The 16,366-nt window shown below is 60.1% G+C and carries 17 protein-coding genes and 1 tRNA gene; 7 read left to right on the forward strand and 11 right to left on the reverse strand.

The window, feature by feature from the left end; genetic code table 11:
* Positions 1 to 50: 50 nt before the first annotated feature.
* From CD58_RS01515 to panM, 9 genes are all read right to left on the reverse strand, one after another.
* Positions 51 to 1,097, reverse strand: coding sequence for a PDDEXK nuclease domain-containing protein (locus tag CD58_RS01515; protein WP_025211332.1), 1,047 nt, complete (start codon positions 1,095 to 1,097; stop codon positions 51 to 53).
* A gap of 223 nt (positions 1,098 to 1,320) precedes the next feature.
* Positions 1,321 to 1,728: a hypothetical protein gene (locus CD58_RS01520; RefSeq protein WP_025211333.1), complete on the reverse strand. Its 408-nt coding sequence runs from the start codon at positions 1,726 to 1,728 to the stop codon at positions 1,321 to 1,323.
* Positions 1,729 to 1,794: 66 nt separating this feature from the next.
* Entirely contained in the window at positions 1,795 to 2,124 is a 330-nt protein-coding gene (locus CD58_RS01525) for a DHCW motif cupin fold protein (protein ID WP_025211334.1), read from the reverse strand.
* 178 nt (positions 2,125 to 2,302) lie between these two features.
* Complete coding sequence (locus CD58_RS01530; protein ID WP_419178817.1) at positions 2,303 to 3,190, reverse strand: 6-hydroxy-3-succinoylpyridine hydroxylase; 888 nt, start codon at positions 3,188 to 3,190, stop codon at positions 2,303 to 2,305.
* Positions 3,191 to 3,538: 348 nt separating this feature from the next.
* Positions 3,539 to 3,614: transfer RNA gene (locus CD58_RS01535), tRNA-Phe, on the reverse strand.
* A gap of 102 nt (positions 3,615 to 3,716) precedes the next feature.
* The gene (locus CD58_RS01540; RefSeq protein WP_025211335.1) at positions 3,717 to 3,989 is read right to left on the reverse strand and encodes an oxidative damage protection protein; all 273 of its coding nucleotides are present in this window, start codon (positions 3,987 to 3,989) and stop codon (positions 3,717 to 3,719) included.
* A complete protein-coding gene (gene mutY, locus CD58_RS01545; RefSeq protein WP_025211336.1) occupies positions 3,986 to 5,053 on the reverse strand; it encodes an A/G-specific adenine glycosylase in 1,068 nt (355 codons plus the stop codon). Before mutY ends, CD58_RS01540 begins: the two co-directional genes overlap by 4 nt.
* Positions 5,050 to 7,275, reverse strand: a complete 2,226-nt coding sequence (locus CD58_RS01550; protein WP_025211337.1) for an AsmA family protein — start codon at positions 7,273 to 7,275, stop codon at positions 5,050 to 5,052. The genes mutY and CD58_RS01550 overlap by 4 nt, the downstream gene beginning before the upstream one ends.
* Positions 7,276 to 7,547: 272 nt before the next feature.
* The gene (panM, locus tag CD58_RS01555) at positions 7,548 to 7,946 is read right to left on the reverse strand and encodes an aspartate 1-decarboxylase autocleavage activator PanM (RefSeq protein WP_025211338.1); all 399 of its coding nucleotides are present in this window, start codon (positions 7,944 to 7,946) and stop codon (positions 7,548 to 7,550) included.
* 262 nt (positions 7,947 to 8,208) lie between these two features.
* Here panM and CD58_RS01560 point away from each other — a divergent pair, with 262 nt between their 5' ends.
* From CD58_RS01560 to CD58_RS01590, 7 genes are all read left to right on the forward strand, one after another.
* Entirely contained in the window at positions 8,209 to 9,870 is a 1,662-nt protein-coding gene (locus CD58_RS01560) for an OFA family MFS transporter (protein WP_025211339.1), read from the forward strand.
* Between the two features lie 293 nt (positions 9,871 to 10,163).
* Positions 10,164 to 10,757, forward strand: coding sequence for an imidazoleglycerol-phosphate dehydratase HisB (gene hisB / locus CD58_RS01565; protein WP_003186751.1), 594 nt, complete (start codon positions 10,164 to 10,166; stop codon positions 10,755 to 10,757).
* The gene (gene hisH / locus CD58_RS01570) at positions 10,757 to 11,395 is read left to right on the forward strand and encodes an imidazole glycerol phosphate synthase subunit HisH (RefSeq protein WP_025211340.1); all 639 of its coding nucleotides are present in this window, start codon (positions 10,757 to 10,759) and stop codon (positions 11,393 to 11,395) included. The genes hisB and hisH overlap by 1 nt, the downstream gene beginning before the upstream one ends.
* Positions 11,395 to 11,652 carry a DUF2164 domain-containing protein gene (locus CD58_RS01575; protein ID WP_038436384.1) on the forward strand — a complete coding sequence of 86 codons (258 nt, stop codon included), beginning with the start codon at positions 11,395 to 11,397 and terminating at the stop codon, positions 11,650 to 11,652. Before hisH ends, CD58_RS01575 begins: the two co-directional genes overlap by 1 nt.
* Positions 11,653 to 11,741: 89 nt before the next feature.
* On the forward strand, positions 11,742 to 12,479 hold the full coding sequence (gene hisA / locus CD58_RS01580) for a 1-(5-phosphoribosyl)-5-[(5-phosphoribosylamino)methylideneamino]imidazole-4-carboxamide isomerase (RefSeq protein WP_025211342.1): 738 nt from the start codon (positions 11,742 to 11,744) through the stop codon (positions 12,477 to 12,479).
* Between the two features lie 9 nt (positions 12,480 to 12,488).
* The gene (gene hisF, locus CD58_RS01585) at positions 12,489 to 13,259 is read left to right on the forward strand and encodes an imidazole glycerol phosphate synthase subunit HisF (protein ID WP_025211343.1); all 771 of its coding nucleotides are present in this window, start codon (positions 12,489 to 12,491) and stop codon (positions 13,257 to 13,259) included.
* A 63-nt stretch (positions 13,260 to 13,322) separates the two neighbouring features.
* Positions 13,323 to 14,069 carry a substrate-binding periplasmic protein gene (locus CD58_RS01590; RefSeq protein ID WP_025211344.1) on the forward strand — a complete coding sequence of 249 codons (747 nt, stop codon included), beginning with the start codon at positions 13,323 to 13,325 and terminating at the stop codon, positions 14,067 to 14,069.
* 193 nt (positions 14,070 to 14,262) lie between these two features.
* Here CD58_RS01590 and CD58_RS01595 read toward each other — a convergent pair whose 3' ends face one another.
* Together CD58_RS01595 and CD58_RS01600 are read right to left on the reverse strand one after the other, a co-directional pair.
* Positions 14,263 to 15,045: a divergent polysaccharide deacetylase family protein gene (locus CD58_RS01595; RefSeq protein ID WP_025211345.1), complete on the reverse strand. Its 783-nt coding sequence runs from the start codon at positions 15,043 to 15,045 to the stop codon at positions 14,263 to 14,265.
* A gap of 1 nt (position 15,046) precedes the next feature.
* A complete protein-coding gene (locus CD58_RS01600; RefSeq protein WP_025211346.1) occupies positions 15,047 to 16,363 on the reverse strand; it encodes a S41 family peptidase in 1,317 nt (438 codons plus the stop codon).
* Positions 16,364 to 16,366 lie beyond the last annotated feature (3 nt).

The following is a 16,366-nucleotide window of genomic DNA, read 5'->3' on the forward strand; positions in this document are numbered from 1 at the left end:
GCGTTGCTGAAAAAAACGCATAAATCTTACATGGGTTTTTGGGTATGCAGTCATCGGGTGTCGGGCCTCATTTCCTCAAGTCGCGCCCGTTCGCGTTCCAGCTCATTACACAGCTCTTCTTCCGAGGGGAGTACCAACTTGTATTGACTGGCGAACAATTGCTCATTGCCCTGCAATACGGAGTAACGCACCACCGATTCATCTTTCTGGGCACACAGAATGATGCCGACGGTGGGTTTGTCATCGGGGCCGCGCTTGAGGTCGTCGTAGAGGCGCACATACATGTCCATCTGCCCGATGTCCTGATGGCTCAGTTCGCCACGCTTGAGGTCGACGATCACAAAACACTTGAGCAGATAGTTGTAAAAGACCAGATCGAGGTAGAAGTCTTTGCTTTCGGTACTGATACGTTGCTGGCGGGCGATGAAGGCGAAGCCCTTGCCCAACTCAAGCAAGAAACCCTGTAGCTGGTCAATCAGGGCTTGCTCCAGCTCCGTTTCCAGAACGGTGCCGGCATTGGGCAGGCCGAGGAACTCCAGCACCACCGGATCCCTGACGATATCCCTGGGACCGAGGTTCAGTTCCTTGAGATTGACGAGGGCCTCCTGCTCCACCGCGGGCCTGTCGCGGCTGGCCAGCAGGCGTTCGTAATAGAAGGTGCCGATCTGGCGTTCGAGGGCGCGGGTGGACCAGTTTTGCGCTGCAGCCTCGTTCATATACCAACGGCGTGCATTTTCATTTTCGACACGGAGTAGCAGGCGATAGTGGGTCCAACTTAATTCGTGACGCAGTGCGTCACACATTGGAAATGCCTGATAAAAAAGTCGCATATAGCGCAGATTAGAAGCATCAAACCCCTTCCCAAACCGCGCCGTCAGCACCTTCGCCAGCGACGGCAGCAGACGTTTTCCATAAGCCGCCCGTTCGGCGCCTCCTTGTTCGAACTCAATGATATGTCGCCCGATCTGCCAGCATGTTTGCACCTGGAGCGTATCGACGGCGCGCAAGACCTTCTGGCGTGCCTGCTGGATCAGTTGGCCGAGTTCACTGATCAGTGGCGCGAGGTGCGGGTCGTCTTGAGGTGAAATTGAAGTCATCGATGTGTCCAGCCATTGAGAGGGGGCGGACCCAAAGCATGCTCCAGGGGAAGTTTTGATGATGCAGGACGGGGCTGATTGGCCTGGAGGAAAAAAAGCTGATTCATGCAGGACGGATTTGACGCCGCCCTATGTCGATTGACCCTGGCTTGTAGGAGCTATCCCAGGAGGTTGTCGTCCAGCGCAAGCGCCTTCACCACAAAAGCGCTTGACGGGATGACGGTCAGATCGAGCCTTGGGCCAGTGCCTGGGACGCGGCCACATAATCCGCCTGGAATTGCTTGCTCTCGACCCAGTCCAGCGCGGTCTGCTCATCGACGCCGGTGGTCATGCGCCGATATTCGATCAGGGCGGTAATGATGAAGTCAGTGGCTTCCTCCTCACCTTCCTGTTCCAACACCAGCGACAGCAGTGGATGTGCCAGGAAGGTTACGCACATGGCTTGCTGGCTGATCTTTTCAGCAGCCTGCATGGCTTGAAACAATTCCGACAAATCTACTGTCTCCAAATCGATGCGCTCATCGTTCGGATCGAGGAAATCGTTCGGCGCAGCGGCGCGTTGAATCCGGTTCTTCTTGGCTTTCGCCTTGGCGCGCTGGTTGCGCTTCTGCTGTTTTTCTGCCGATGACATGGTCAGATTCCTGACATGAAAAATAAGGCCACCTATCCTACAGCTTCATGGCGAGCGCTTCGAATCTCAATCCACCACGAACAAGGTTGCGCCCAGCGAAGTTGATGAGCGATGAGGCTCGGCCTGGTCGGCCACCTGATAGCTCATGCCAGGCTTGAGCACGAACTGTCGCCCGTCCTCCAGCTCAGTGTTCAACTCACCCTTCAGGCAAAACAGAATGTGCCCCTTGATGCACCAGTGATCGGCCAGATACCCCGCCGTGTATTCAACCATCCGTACCCGAATGTTCCCGAACTGCCGGGTGCGCCAATAGGCGGTTCCGGTGACGCCTTTGTGTTCGGTGGGTTCGATGGTTGACCAATCGGTGGTGCCAAAGGGGATGCCGGTGATGTCCATGTCGACTCGTCTGTTGGGGGAGTGGCGATGGACGAATGTAGCCGAGTCGGTGGGGCGGGGGGAAGAAATCGCCGAAAACAGGTGTTTTGACGGTTGTCTTTCTGGTCCTGTATGACGTTCTAAATCCTGTCCTGGAAGTTGGCCTGATGAGCTATCCAGTCATGGATATAGCTCAACACTAGCTGGGCCCCTTCTCGGTTTCTACCAACTCAATAGGACGTTGGCCATCCAAGTAGATGTTCGGTTGTTCCATCCACTTGAATGCCTTGCCGCGATCTCCGCGGATTGGGATAACCAGTTCGAGGACCTGCTGTAGTAAGTCGGGGCGTGCATACCAGGACTCTGGTTTCACCGTTGCTTTTCGTCCGGGGATCACTCGAGGTAGCTGACAGGTGGCAAGTTCTGCGTGGGTGATGTGAGTTCGTACCCAATGAGCCAGTTCGGCTAGCTCGGTATTGGGAATTCGCTCGTGGCTTGTCGTGGGAATAACTAAGCCCACCCGGACGGATGTGTATTGACGAATCATCTGGAGGGCCGGGGCGATATCGGTGTCGTTTGTGACGAAGACAGCGTGATCAATCGCCCCGGCGATCGCGTCGTGATAGGCCTGTAGCGACAGATTCACGTCGCTCTGTTTTTCCTCGACCTTCCAGGCCTGGATTTCTTCGCATTCACGAGGGGCACGATTCGGATGGCTGGCATCGACAACCCTTACCTTCATCCTGTTGACCGCGTAATAGCCCTCCACCAAGTCAATGCGGTCGCCGTATAGCTTGCGTAGGGCAGTATGATAGCGGGCTTGAGATGAAACGGAGTCCGGTGCTCGCGCCACGGTTTCAATGATTTTGGCGGTAAAGAATTTTATCGAGGGGCGATCAAGCAGGGTTGATTGCCTGATGACGTTGTTACTGTCCTTGACCAGCACTGACGGTAAGAGATGCTTTTCAAAAAGTGATAGCAGGTCGAGCCATTTGTAGGCGGTTCCTTTCAGGCAACCGTAGTAGAAGTTGTAGCCGTCGATGTAGATACGGGTGCGCAGAGGTTTGAGCTCGGGCGGTCCCTGCATATCTCATGCTCCAGAAACGAAAAAACCGGCTTGCGCCGGCTTTTTCCCCCTCCAACCAGATGGTCAGGCCACACCGGTCACGAGGGTTAGTTGTTGGGCGCAGTATTACGCAGATTTTGCGTTAAACGCAAATTTGATCACGGTATGGGGGGCCGTTCGGACCAGCGTTGAGGCAGAGCTTAATCGCTCGTCACGCCGCGATCAAAGCAGGAAACGAGCCGCAACACTTATTCCGGGTTGGGCTTTGGGTGGGCTGTCATAGGCGCCAAACAGGGCAAGCAGATAGAGCAACAAATCCCACGCAATAAAAAACCCCGATCAATTTCTTGATCGGGGTTTTCGGTATTTTGGTGCCCAGAGACGGAATCGAACCGCCGACACGGGGATTTTCAATCCCCTGCTCTACCGACTGAGCTATCTGGGCAACGGGGCGCATTAAACGGGTTTTTCAGGGGGTCGTCAAGCACGTTATCAAAAAATATTTAATTATTACCGTCGCTTACGATCCGCCCCGGTGCTGAGCGGCTTATTCGGAGGGCGGCACGTAACCTTCGGCCTTGGCGTATTCTTCGCCGGAAAAGAACTTGTCCATCTCGCCTTGAAGGTATTTGCGGTCTTCGGCGTTCATCATGTTCAGGCGTTTTTCGTTGATCAGCAGGGTCTGGTGTTTTTGCCAGTCGGCCCAGGCCTTGGCCGAGACGTTGTCGTAGATATCCTGGCCTTTGGCGCCCGGGAATGGTGCGCGCTCCAGGCCTTCGAGTGGTTCTTTGTACTTGCGGCACATGATGGTGCGGGTCATGACGACTCTCCTGCGTTCAATACGGCGGCCGCGCGTTCGAGCAAGGTTTTGACCGGGGCGGCAAGGCCCAGGCGCGGCGGGGTGGCGAGGTTATACCAGAGCCAGTCGGCCTCGGCCACGTGATGGCCGGTTTCCCGGACCCGGACCAGCCAGGGTTCGATCGCCAACTGGAAGTGGCTGAAGGTGTGCACCAGGCTTGGCATTTCCTGTTGCTTGCCCAATTCCAGCGAGTGCTGCAACGCCAGATGCTGCAAGTCGTCGAGGTCGTCGAGTTCCGGCAGGCTCCACAGGCCGCCCCACAGGCCGGTGGAGGGGCGACGGTAAAGCAGGATCGCGCCTTCGCGGTTGGCCAGTATCGGCATCAGGGTGCGTTTTTTCGGCACTTCCTTGCGTGGCTTGGGAATCGGGTAACGTGTTTCCAGGCCCAGCATGTGGGCTTCGCAGCCCTTTTTCAGCGGGCAAAGCAGGCAGCTGGGTTTGCTGCGGGTGCAGAGCGTGGCACCCAGGTCCATCATCGCCTGGGTGTAAGCGTTGACCCGGTCCTGGGGTGTGAAGCGCTCGGCAGTGGCCCATAACTGTTTCGCCACCTTGGGCTCACCTGGATAGCCTTCCTGGGCGGTGAAGCGCGCCAGTACGCGCTTGACGTTGCCATCGAGGATCGGCGCCCGCAGGCCCATGCTGATGCTGGCGATGGCGCCAGCGGTGGACAGGCCGATTCCCGGCAGTTCGGTGAGCTTTTCCACGTCGCGGGGGAACTGGCCGTCGTGCTGCTCGACGACGATTTTCGCGGTTTTCTGCAGATTGCGGGCGCGGGTGTAGTAACCCAGCCCGGTCCATAGGTGCAGTACTTCGTCCTCTGGCGCAGCGGCCAAGGCTTCGACCGTAGGCAGCGAGGCCATGAACCGGTCGAAGTAATTGAGCACGGTGCTGACCTGGGTCTGCTGCAACATGATTTCCGAGACCCACACCCGATACGGGGTGATGTCATGTTGCCAGGGCAAGTCGTGGCGCCCGTGGCGGTCGAACCAGTCCAGTACGGCGGTGGAAAACTGCTCGGCTGTCATCGCTTGAACAGTCCCTTGAGCGCGTTTTTCAGTTCGGGACTGACCTTGTCGCCCAGCTTCTCATCGATCTTGTCACCGAGGCGGTCGCCAGCCAGCTTCGCCGCGACCTTGCCCAGCCCCTCGTTGTCCAGTCGGCAGGCCTTGGCGCCCAGCTCCAGGGGGCCGCGGCAGCGCAACGGCCATTCGACGTCGACGTAGCGTTCGTTGACCTGACAGGCCGGGTCAGGCATGTCGCTCTTGTCGCCTTCAACGATGATGCCGACGCGGTAATCCATGCCCAGCACCCGCAGGTCGATATCGCCGTTGCCGTTGACGATCATGCCGGGGATGCGGACTTTCAGGTCCGGGTTGCTGGCCACGCCGTTATGGAAGGTGAGGTTGCCGTTGAGTTGCTGGAACGGTGTGTCCTTACCCCGCGGTTCGCCACTGAGGGTTTCGCGATTCAGGGTGGCGATGGCTTTGCACAGTTGCTGTTCGAGGTTGGCATTGAGCAGCATGCCATCGTTGATGACGAACCCGGCGTTGCCGTTGAGGCTATCGATCAGGGCCTTCTGGCTGTTGCCGCTGGCGGTCACGGCGCTGTTGAGGGTCACCAGGCCTTTGACCGGCGGATTCTTGCCTTGGCTTTCGATGATTTTCTCGGCCGGCACCCGGTTGATGCGGGTTTGCAGGCTCAACTGCGGCGTGGGCTGGCGCACGTCCAGCGTGCCTTTGGCTTCGAAGTTGCCGTTGTAGAGGTCGCCCCGCAGGTTTTCCAGGGTCAGCAGGCCGCCCTGGCCGGTTGCCTTGAGGGCGGCATTCTGGATGGGCAGTTTATCGAGGGTCAGTTGGCCAAAGGTCAAGTCAGCATCGAGGTCCAGCTTGCTCAGGCGCTCCACCGGAAACAGCCGGTCGTTGCTCCAGGCACCCTGGGTCGGGGAACTTGGCAGCGGTGTGCTGCCAGCACCGGCCATGGCGCTGGCTTCGGTGTTGCTGACCTCGGCCTCACGAGCCGCCTTGCTACTGTCGGCTTCGGCGGATTTGGGCGGCAGGTAGCGGTCAACGTTGAACGTGTCGGCTTTGAGCTGCACCCGCAGGGATTGCTTGGCGAAGTCTTCCACGGCGATACGACCGTTAAAGTTGCTGTCGTCGACCTTCAGGTTGATGTCATTGAATTCGGCATTGGTCGGCGTGGCTGCAATGCGGCTGACCAGTTCAACCTTGCTCAGGCTGCCTTCGGCCATGGCCGGCAGTTTCTGGCCGACGCTGTCGACAAAGTTGGCCAGGTCGAACTGGGCGATCGATAGGCCGCCACTCAATTGCGGTGTTTTGTCGAGATCGTTGACCTTCAGTTCACCCAAGGCACGCAGCTGGTTGAGGGACAGTTTGATACCGGTCCATTCGGCGACGTTTGCTGCCTTATCCAGGAACAACTGCCCTTGTGCCGCGAAGTTAAGGCTCTTGCCCTGCAACGGATCACCCGTGGCTTCGCCGGACAGCTTCAGGTCTTCGAACTTGTAGCGCTGCAAGGCGCGTTCGAAGCGTAGCTCGCCAGTGACTTCGGTGCGCACGCGCACGGCCGGCTGGTTGCTGGATAGGAAGGCGGTGAGGGTGACCGGGATGTTGGTGGAGTCGTGGACCGGGCCGGTGCTCAATTGGATGCTTTCAGCGGTGAACTGCTTGCCGGTCTGCTCGTCGGTGTATTCGACCCGGGCGTTGTTCACGGTCAGGCTGTCGATGTCCAGGCGGGTCGGCTGGGCCGGCTTCTCTGCCGGGGTGCTGGCGGGCGGTGCAGGTTGTTCGCCAGGGGCCGGGGCATTCGCCGTCGTCGCAGAGGCGGGCGTCTTGCCGATGTCTTCCCAATTGCCGTGGCCGTTCTTGTCACGATTGAGCCGCAGGTTCAGGCCTTCGACCCGGACGTCGCTCATCTGCACTTCCCGGCGCAGCAACGGTATTACCCGCACCGACAGGCCAAGCATCTGCAGGTCGGCGAAAGGTTGTTTCGGATTGGCCAGCGTGGCGACGCTGGCGTCATGTAATTCCAGACCCAACCATGGAAACAGGCTCCAGCCTATGTCGCCATTGAGGGTCAGCTCAATGTGGGCTTTGTCGCGGGCTATCTGGCGGATCTCTTCCTTGTAGTCGTTGGGATCGAAGAGGTGGGTCAGGGCAAAGCCCAGGGCCACAATGATCAGCAACAGCCCGAGAAGTACCAGACCCAGGATTTTGCCGAACGCTTTCATGGGCGAGTCCTTGTAGGTTGAGTTCAAAATTTAGCCTGGGAGTATAACGCCCTGAATTGGTGGCGCGTTGGGTGATCGTTGTTCGCTCCTTCACTGTTCAGCCAGACAGGCGCTGCCCCTGTGGCGAGGGAGCTTGCTCCCGCTGGGCTGCGAAGCAGCCCCAAACCAGGCGAATCAGTGCGCCTGAACACACCGTGGCGTCGGTTTTTTGGGGGGCTGCGCCCCCAACGGGAGCAAGCTCCCTCGCCACAGGGATTTGTGTTCGGCTTTAACTAGCATTCATCCAGTGGCAATTTCAGTTTGGCCGCCAGCGCTTGGGCTTCCAGATGCCCGGCCGGTGCCAACAGCCGCAGCTCGGCGCCGTTTTCCTCGGCGATTCTGCGCGCCTCACTCACCAGCCGTTCAGCCACACCACGACGGCGGGTAATATTTCGTACGCACAGTTGGGACAAGTGCCAGCCGTTCTGGTGCCGTTGCAGGCGTGCGGCACCGAGTAAACGATCATTGAAGCGGGCTGCGATCAATGAGTCGTCCGCCAGGCAGCCTTGTATCAGTTGTGCTGCATCGCCAAAGGACCCGAACAACCAGGCCGGGGCGTCTCGGTAGATTTTGTGCAGGTCCTGCTGGTCCTGGCCGGTGGCTGCGTTCAGGCGCTCGACAACAATGGGCATACAAATTCCTGAAAAATAAACGGTTCACACCCTACAGAAAGTCTGTAATGGAGCGATAAGACAGATGACACGAAAAAGGTGATATCACTTTGATTCTTCTGTCACGATCAAATGGTAACCTTTGCCTGTTCGTCCGTCCTTTTGCGGCATAAATGTCGCACCAAATGGAGCTTCACCAAAGAATACAGTCATGCCTGCGTGCAATGAAGGCTGACGGTGATGCGTGACTGGCGAACCATTCTAATAACTGGGGGATACACCAATGAGCACGAGCATCACGGCCGGCGGCATCGCCGACCAGCCTGCGTTCCTCTCCAAGGAACGCATCATCGCCAAGCCTGGTTTCAACCGGTGGCTGGTTCCACCGGCCGCACTGGCCATTCACCTGTGCATCGGCATGGCCTACGGCTTCTCGGTGTTCTGGCTGCCACTGTCCAAGGCCTTGGGCGTCACCAAGGCTGTGGCCTGCGCACCGGACATGAGCTTCATTTCTCAAGTCTTTTCGTCCCAATGTGACTGGCCGATCTCGATGCTCGGCTGGATCTACACCCTGTTCTTCATCTTCCTGGGTTGCTCGGCAGCCATCTGGGGCGGCTGGCTGGAACACGCCGGGCCGCGCAAGGCCGGTGTCGTATCCGCCCTGTGCTGGTGTGGCGGCCTGCTGATTTCCGCACTGGGTATCTATACCCACCAGATCTGGCTCATGTGGGTCGGTTCCGGCGTCATCGGCGGTATCGGCCTGGGCTTGGGCTATATCTCCCCGGTGTCGACCCTGATCAAGTGGTTCCCGGACAAGCGTGGCATGGCCACCGGCATGGCGATCATGGGCTTCGGCGGCGGCGCGATGGTAGGTGCTCCGTTGGCGGCAGCGCTGATGAGCCACTTCGCTTCGCCGACGGGCGTGGGCGTATGGCAGAGCTTCCTGGTCATGGCCGCGATCTACTTCGTGTTCATGATCGGTGGCGCCTTGTCGTACCGCGTCCCGCCGACCGGCTGGAAGCCTGAAGGCTGGACCCCGGCACCGAAGAAAGCCGCGAACGCAATGATCACCCATCGCCACGTTCACGTGAGCGTTGCCTGGAAAACCCCGCAATTCCGTCTGGTATGGCTGGTGCTGTGCCTGAACGTATCCGCCGGTATCGGCATCCTGGGCATGGCTTCGCCACTGTTGCAGGAAGTGTTTGGCGGCAAGTTGCTCGGCAACGACCTGCCCTTCGGTCAACTGGACGCTGCGCAACTGGGCCAGATCGCTGCCATCGCAGCCGGCTTCACCGGTCTGTTGAGCCTGTTCAACATCGGCGGACGGTTCTTCTGGGCATCCTTCTCGGATTACCTCGGTCGCAAGAACACCTATTTCGTGTTCTTCGCCCTGGGCGTGGCCTTGTACGCGTTGATTCCGAGCCTCGGTCACCTGGGCAGCGTCGCGCTGTTCGTGGCGGCGTTCTGCATCATCCTGTCGATGTACGGCGGCGGTTTCGCTACTGTGCCGGCCTACCTGGCGGACCTGTTCGGTACGCAGATGGTCGGCGCGATCCACGGTCGTCTGTTGACCGCTTGGGCGGCGGCGGGCGTGTTGGGTCCGGTCCTGGTGAACTACCTGCGTGAGTATCAACTGAGCATCGGCGTTGAACGTGCCGCGGCCTATGACATCACCTTGTACATCCTGGCGGGCCTGCTGGTACTGGGCTTCCTGTGCAACCTGATGGTTCGCCCGGTCGCCGACAAGTACTTCATGACCGACGCCGAACTGGCTGCCGAACAGGCGCTGGGCCATGACAAAGGCGCCGACAGCACCACTTCACTGGAGTGGAAAGCTGCGCCGGGCACCAAGCCGTTGGCGATCGCTGCCTGGCTGGTGGTGGGCATTCCGTTGGCGTGGGGTGTGTGGGTCACCCTGCAGAAGACGGCGGTGTTGTTCCACTAAGACTGTTGTCCTGACCCAGTGGGTCAGGCAACCCTTGTGGGAGCGGGCTTGCTCGCGAAGACGGTTGTCAGCTGACGATGATGTCGACTGATACACCGCTTTCGCGGGCAAGCCCGCTCCCACATTTGTTTTTGGGTGATGGCAAAAATTTGCGCCCATGACTTGTATGGACATGTCTATCGCCGACAGCGTGGGAAACAACCCGTCAGGGATATCACCTCCCGTGTTTCTGTTTGCCGCTCGCGCCCCTATAATGGCTGCCTTTTTCGCCCAATGATTTTGCGGAGCTGGTGATGGCCGAACGTAAGGCGTCTGTCGAGCGCGACACTCTGGAAACCCAGATCAAAGCCTCGATCAACCTGGATGGCACCGGAAAGGCCCGGTTTGATATCGGCGTGCCTTTTCTTGAGCACATGCTGGACCAGATCGCCCGTCACGGGCTGATCGACCTGGACATCGTCAGCAAGGGCGATTTGCATATCGACGACCACCACACGGTGGAAGACGTCGGTATCACCTTGGGACAGGCCTTTACCAAAGCCATCGGCGACAAAAAAGGCATCCGTCGCTACGGCCATGCCTACGTGCCGCTCGATGAGGCGCTGTCGCGCGTGGTCATCGACTTCTCCGGCCGCCCGGGCCTGCAGATGCATGTGCCGTACACCCGCGCCACGGTCGGCGGCTTCGACGTTGATCTGTTCCAGGAATTCTTCCAGGGCTTCGTCAACCACGCCAACGTGACCCTGCACATCGACAACCTGCGCGGGCACAACACCCACCACCAGATCGAAACCGTGTTCAAGGCTTTCGGCCGCGCGCTGCGCATGGCCGTGGAGCTCGATGACCGCATGGCCGGGCAAATGCCTTCCACCAAGGGCGTCCTGTAATGCAGACGGTTGCGGTGATCGATTACGGCATGGGTAACCTGCACTCGGTGGCCAAGGCCCTCGAGCACGTGGGTGCCGGCAAGGTGCTGATTACCAGCGATGCCGATGTGATTCGCGAAGCCGACCGGGTGGTATTCCCCGGCGTCGGCGCGATTCGCGATTGCATGGCCGAGATTCGTCGCCTGGGCTTCGACTCGCTGGTGCATGAAGTCAGTCAGGACCGTCCATTCCTCGGCATTTGCGTGGGCATGCAAGCCTTGCTCGAGCGCAGCGAAGAGAACGACGGCGTCGATTGCATCTCCCTGTTCCCGGGCCAGGTGAAGTTCTTCGGCAAGGGCCTGCACGAAGATGGCGAACACCTGAAAGTCCCGCACATGGGCTGGAATGAAGTGAAGCAGACGGTGGATCACCCGTTGTGGCACAACATCCCGGACCTGGCGCGCTTCTACTTCGTGCACAGCTACTACATCGCGGCCGGCAATGCGCGGCAGGTGGTGGGCAGCGGTCACTATGGCGTCGATTTCGCCGCGGCCCTGGCCGACGGTTCGCGGTTCGCCGTGCAATTCCACCCCGAGAAGAGCCACACCCATGGCCTGCAGTTGCTGCAGAACTTCGCGGCGTGGGACGGTCGCTGGTAATGGCGCGCAAGAAACCGCCGATCCTCACCCTCACGCCTGAGCAGGAGAGTGAAGCGAACCGCAAGATCCAGCGGTTCATGGAGGAGCGTTTCGAGCTGGACCTGGGTTCGTTCGAAGCGGCGGAAATTCTTGACCTGTTTACCCGCGAAATTGCTCCGCACTATTACAACAGGGCGATTTTCGATGTGCAGACGCACCTTAAAGAAAGGTTCGAAAGCATTGAAAGCGACTTGTGGGCTTTAGAAAAGAGCAGCTGAAAGCTTCAAGCGGCAAGCTGCAAGAATGAAACGTGTGCCTGCTTGCAGCTTTTAGCTTGCAGCTTGCAGCTCTTTGACGAAGGAAAAGCATGCTCATTATCCCCGCTATCGATCTCAAGGACGGCGCTTGCGTACGTCTGCGTCAAGGCCGGATGGAAGATTCCACGGTGTTCTCCGATGACCCGGTGAGCATGGCCGCCAAGTGGGTGGAAGGCGGCTGCCGTCGCCTGCATCTGGTTGACCTCAATGGCGCCTTCGAAGGGCAACCGGTCAACGGTGAAGTGGTCACGGCCATCGCCAAGCGCTATCCGAACCTGCCGATCCAGATCGGCGGTGGCATTCGTTCGCTGGAAACCATCGAGCACTACGTCAAGGCTGGCGTTAGCTACGTGATCATTGGCACCAAGGCCGTCAAGGACCCTGGGTTCGTCGCCGAAGCCTGCCGCGCCTTCCCGGGCAAGGTCATCGTTGGCCTGGACGCCAAGGACGGTTTCGTCGCCACCGACGGTTGGGCTGAAGTCAGCACCGTGCAGGTGATCGACCTGGCCAAGCGTTTCGAAGCCGATGGCGTGTCTGCCATCGTCTACACCGACATCGCCAAGGACGGCATGATGCAAGGCTGCAACGTCCCGTTCACCGCCGCCCTGGCCGCCGCCACGAAGATCCCGGTCATCGCCTCCGGCGGTATCCACAACCTGGGCGACATCAAGGCGCTGCTCGACGCGAAGGCGCCAGGCATTATCGGGGCGATCACCGGTCGCGCGATCTACGAAGGCACCCTGGATGTCGCCGAGGCCCAGGCCTTCTGCGACTCCTACAAAGGCTGAGGACTCACCATGGCGCTGGCCAAACGCATCATCCCTTGCCTGGACGTGGACAACGGCCGGGTGGTCAAGGGCGTGAAGTTCGAGAACATCCGTGACGCCGGCGACCCGGTGGAAATCGCCCGTCGCTACGACGAGCAGGGCGCGGACGAGATCACCTTCCTCGACATCACGGCCAGCGTCGACGGCCGCGATACCACGTTGCATACCGTCGAGCGCATGGCCAGCCAGGTGTTCATCCCGCTGACCGTGGGCGGTGGCGTACGCACCGTGCAGGACATCCGCAACCTGCTCAATGCCGGTGCGGACAAGGTGTCCATCAACACCGCGGCGGTGTTCAACCCGGAATTCGTCGGCGAAGCGGCCCAGCATTTCGGCTCGCAGTGCATTGTCGTCGCCATCGATGCGAAGAAAGTTTCCGCCCCGGGGGAAACCCCGCGCTGGGAAATCTTCACCCACGGCGGGCGCAAACCCACGGGCCTCGACGCCGTTGAATGGGCGAAGAAAATGGAAGGCCTGGGGGCCGGTGAAATCCTGCTGACCAGCATGGACCAGGACGGCATGAAAAACGGTTTCGACCTGGGCGTCACCCGCGCCATCAGCGATGCCCTGGGCATCCCGGTCATCGCTTCCGGCGGTGTCGGTAATCTGCAGCATCTGGCCGACGGTATTATCGAAGGCCACGCCAGCGCGGTACTGGCGGCGAGCATTTTCCACTTCGGTGAGTACACCGTTCCGGAAGCCAAGGCCTACATGGCGCATCGCGGTATCTGCATTCGCTGATCGCTGGACACCATGGCGGGCCCAAGGCACTCTTGGGCACACCATGGATTGCGGTAGCCCGACATGCTCAAACGTCTCGTTCTTGCCTTTGCCGGTGCCACGTTACTACTTGCAGGCGCCGCCCGCGCTGCCGATACCTCTCTGGTGTTGCTGACGGAAAATTTCCCGCCGTACAACATGGCGAAGAATGGTAAGAATTTCGCTCAGGACGAAAACATCAATGGCATCGCCGTGGACATCGTTCGTGAGATATTCAAGCGTGCCGATATCTCCTACAGCCTGACGCTGCGTTTCCCTTGGGAGCGAATCTATAAGCTCGCCCTGGAAAATCCTGGTTACGGTGTGTTCGTCATGGCGCGCCTGCCGGAGCGCGAAAAACTCTTCAAATGGGTCGGCCCTATCGGCCCGGACGACTGGATCATGCTCGCCAAGACGGACAGCAAGATCACCCTCGACTCGCTGGAGCAGGCGCGTAAATACCGGATTGGTGCCTACAAGGGCGACGCGATCGCCGAGACGCTGGCTAAGCAGGGGCTGAACCCGATTGTGGTATTGCGCGATCAGGATAACGCCAAGAAGCTGGTCAACGGCCAGATCGACCTGTGGGCCACCGGCGACCCCGCCGGGCGTTACCTGGCGCGTCAGGAAGGGGTGAACGATCTCAAGACCGTATTGCGTTTCAACAGTGCCGAGTTGTACCTGGCGTTGAACAAGGACGTGCCCGACGACGTGGTCGCCCGGCTTCAAGCGGCCCTGGATGAGCTGCGCAAGGAAGGCGCGGTTGACGCGATCATGGCGCGGTATCTCTGACTGCTGGAGCAAACCGGTGGGAGCGAGCTTGTACGCGAAAGCGGTGGGTCAGCTTGCAGAGAGGTTGAATGTGCCGTCGTCATCGCGAGCAAGCTCGCTCCCACAGTGGTTCTGCATCGGGCACAAGATTTTTGTTCACAGCAGATCCCCTGTGGGAGCGAGCTTGCTCGCGATGGCGGCGACGCGGTTACCGCTACCGATAAACCCCATTCTTCCCATGCCCGACCATCGCCTGATTACTGCGCAGGCTGATCATCGACTTGATGTCGATCCATTCGATGCCCTGGGCCTTGAGCCGGGGTAGCTCGCGTTCGAGCACTGCCAGGGTCTGTGGATAGGGATGGCCGATCATCACGGCCGAACCCTGCCGGCGGGCCAGGTCGATGGCGGTCTGGAGTTGATGGGCAATGGCGGCTTCGCTGCGTTCGTCGTCCAGGAACACATCCCGCGACACGCTGGCGAGACCGATTTTCTGCGCTTCGGCGGCGGCGACGGTCTGGGCGCTGGTGCGGCTGTCGACGAAAAACTTGTGGCGCTGCTGCAAGTTCGCCATCAACCACGCCATGGCCTCGGGTTGGGCGGTCATGCGGCTGCCCATGTGGTTGTTGATCCCGCTGGTGTAAGGCACGGCGGCGAAGGCGGCGTCGAGGCGTTTCCCCAGTTCTTCGATAGGCAGGTCCGGATGCCAGGCGAATGGCCCGGTGGCCGGGTCCATGGGCATGTGCAGCATGACCAGCTTGCCGGCGCGATGGGCTTCGCGGGCGAATTCGGCGGCGTGGGGCGTGTCGGGCATGATCGCGGCGGTGACCGGCCCGGGGAGGGCCAGTACCCGGCGATCCCGGGGCAGGTTTTGCCCCAGGTCGTCGATGATCAGGCTCAGGTAAGCCTTGTGCGGTGAAGGAGGCGGTGTGGCGGGCTCAGCAAAGGCGGCGCCCGCCAGGCAACACAACAGACCGAGGATGAAGCGCCGGCCCATCTCAGCGACCGGAGGTGATGTTCAGTCCTTTGAGCAGGCTCAGGGCCTGGGCCAACTGGTAATCGTCATCCTGCGGCATCGGCTTGGCCTTGGCGCCGGAGCCGGTCGGTTTGTCGGCACCGCCGTTGCCATTGCCCAGGTGACCTTGCAGGTCGGCTTCCTTGAAGTACTCGCTGTCCTGCTCGTTGGTGATCTTGGCCTTGCGCACCTCGATGTCCGGGACGATGCCCTGGGCCTGGATGGAGCGACCGTTGGGCGTGTAGTACAGCGCGGTGGTGATCTTCAGGGCGCGGTCGTTGTTCAGCGGCAATACGGTCTGCACCGAGCCCTTGCCGAAACTGGTGGTGCCCATGACCACGCCGCGCTTCTGATCCTGCAGGGCGCCGGCGACGATTTCCGAGGCCGAAGCGCTGCCGCCGTTGATCAGCACCACCAGGGGCACGGCTTCGCTCAGGTCGTTGCCGGTGGCCGAGAAGCGCAGTTCGGAGTTGGCGATACGACCCTTGGTGTAGACAATCAGACCCTTGGTGATGAAGTGGTCCACCACTTCCACCGCCGATTGCAGTACGCCGCCGGGGTTGTTACGCAAGTCCAGGACCAGGCCGTTGAGCTTCTTGCCGTTGTCCTTGCGCATCTTGGCCAGGGCCTTGGCGACTTCTTCGCCGGTCTTGACCTGGAACTGGGTGATGCGGATGTAACCGTAGCCCGATTCCAGCAGTTGGCTCTTCACGCTTTTGACCTGGATGACCGCACGGGTCAGGGTCACGTCGAACGGCGTGCCACCGTCGCGCACCAGGGTCAGGGTGATCTTCTGGCCGATCTTGCCGCGCATCTTGTCGACCGCTTCGGTCATGCTCTGGCCGCGCGTCGGCTGGCCATTGATCTTGACGATGAAGTCGCCGGCCTGGATGCCGGCCTTGGAGGCGGGCGTATCGTCGATGGGCGAGACCACTTTGACGAAACCGTCTTCGCTGCCGACCTCGATGCCCAGGCCGCCGAACTCGCCGCTGGTGCTTTCCTGCAGCTCGGCAAAGTCGTCCGGGCCCAGGTAGGCCGAATGCGGGTCAAGGTTGCTGAGCATGCCCTTGATGGCGTTCTCCAGCAGCATCTTGTCATCCACCGGTTCCACGTAGGCGGCCTTGATCCGGTCCATGACTTCGGCAAAGGTGCGCAGCTCGTCCAACGGCAGCGGGGCCTTGGTGGTAGCGGCCGTGGTGGCTGGCGCCGACGGGGCCGGGTCAGCGGCGAAAACCAGGGGCGCGCCGATCACAAGGGCGATCGTCAGGGCCAGCGAGGTGAGGCGGGACAAATGCAGCATGTC

This window comes from Pseudomonas brassicacearum (genome assembly GCF_000585995.1).
Taxonomy (GTDB): Bacteria; Pseudomonadota; Gammaproteobacteria; order Pseudomonadales; family Pseudomonadaceae; genus Aquipseudomonas; species Aquipseudomonas brassicacearum_A.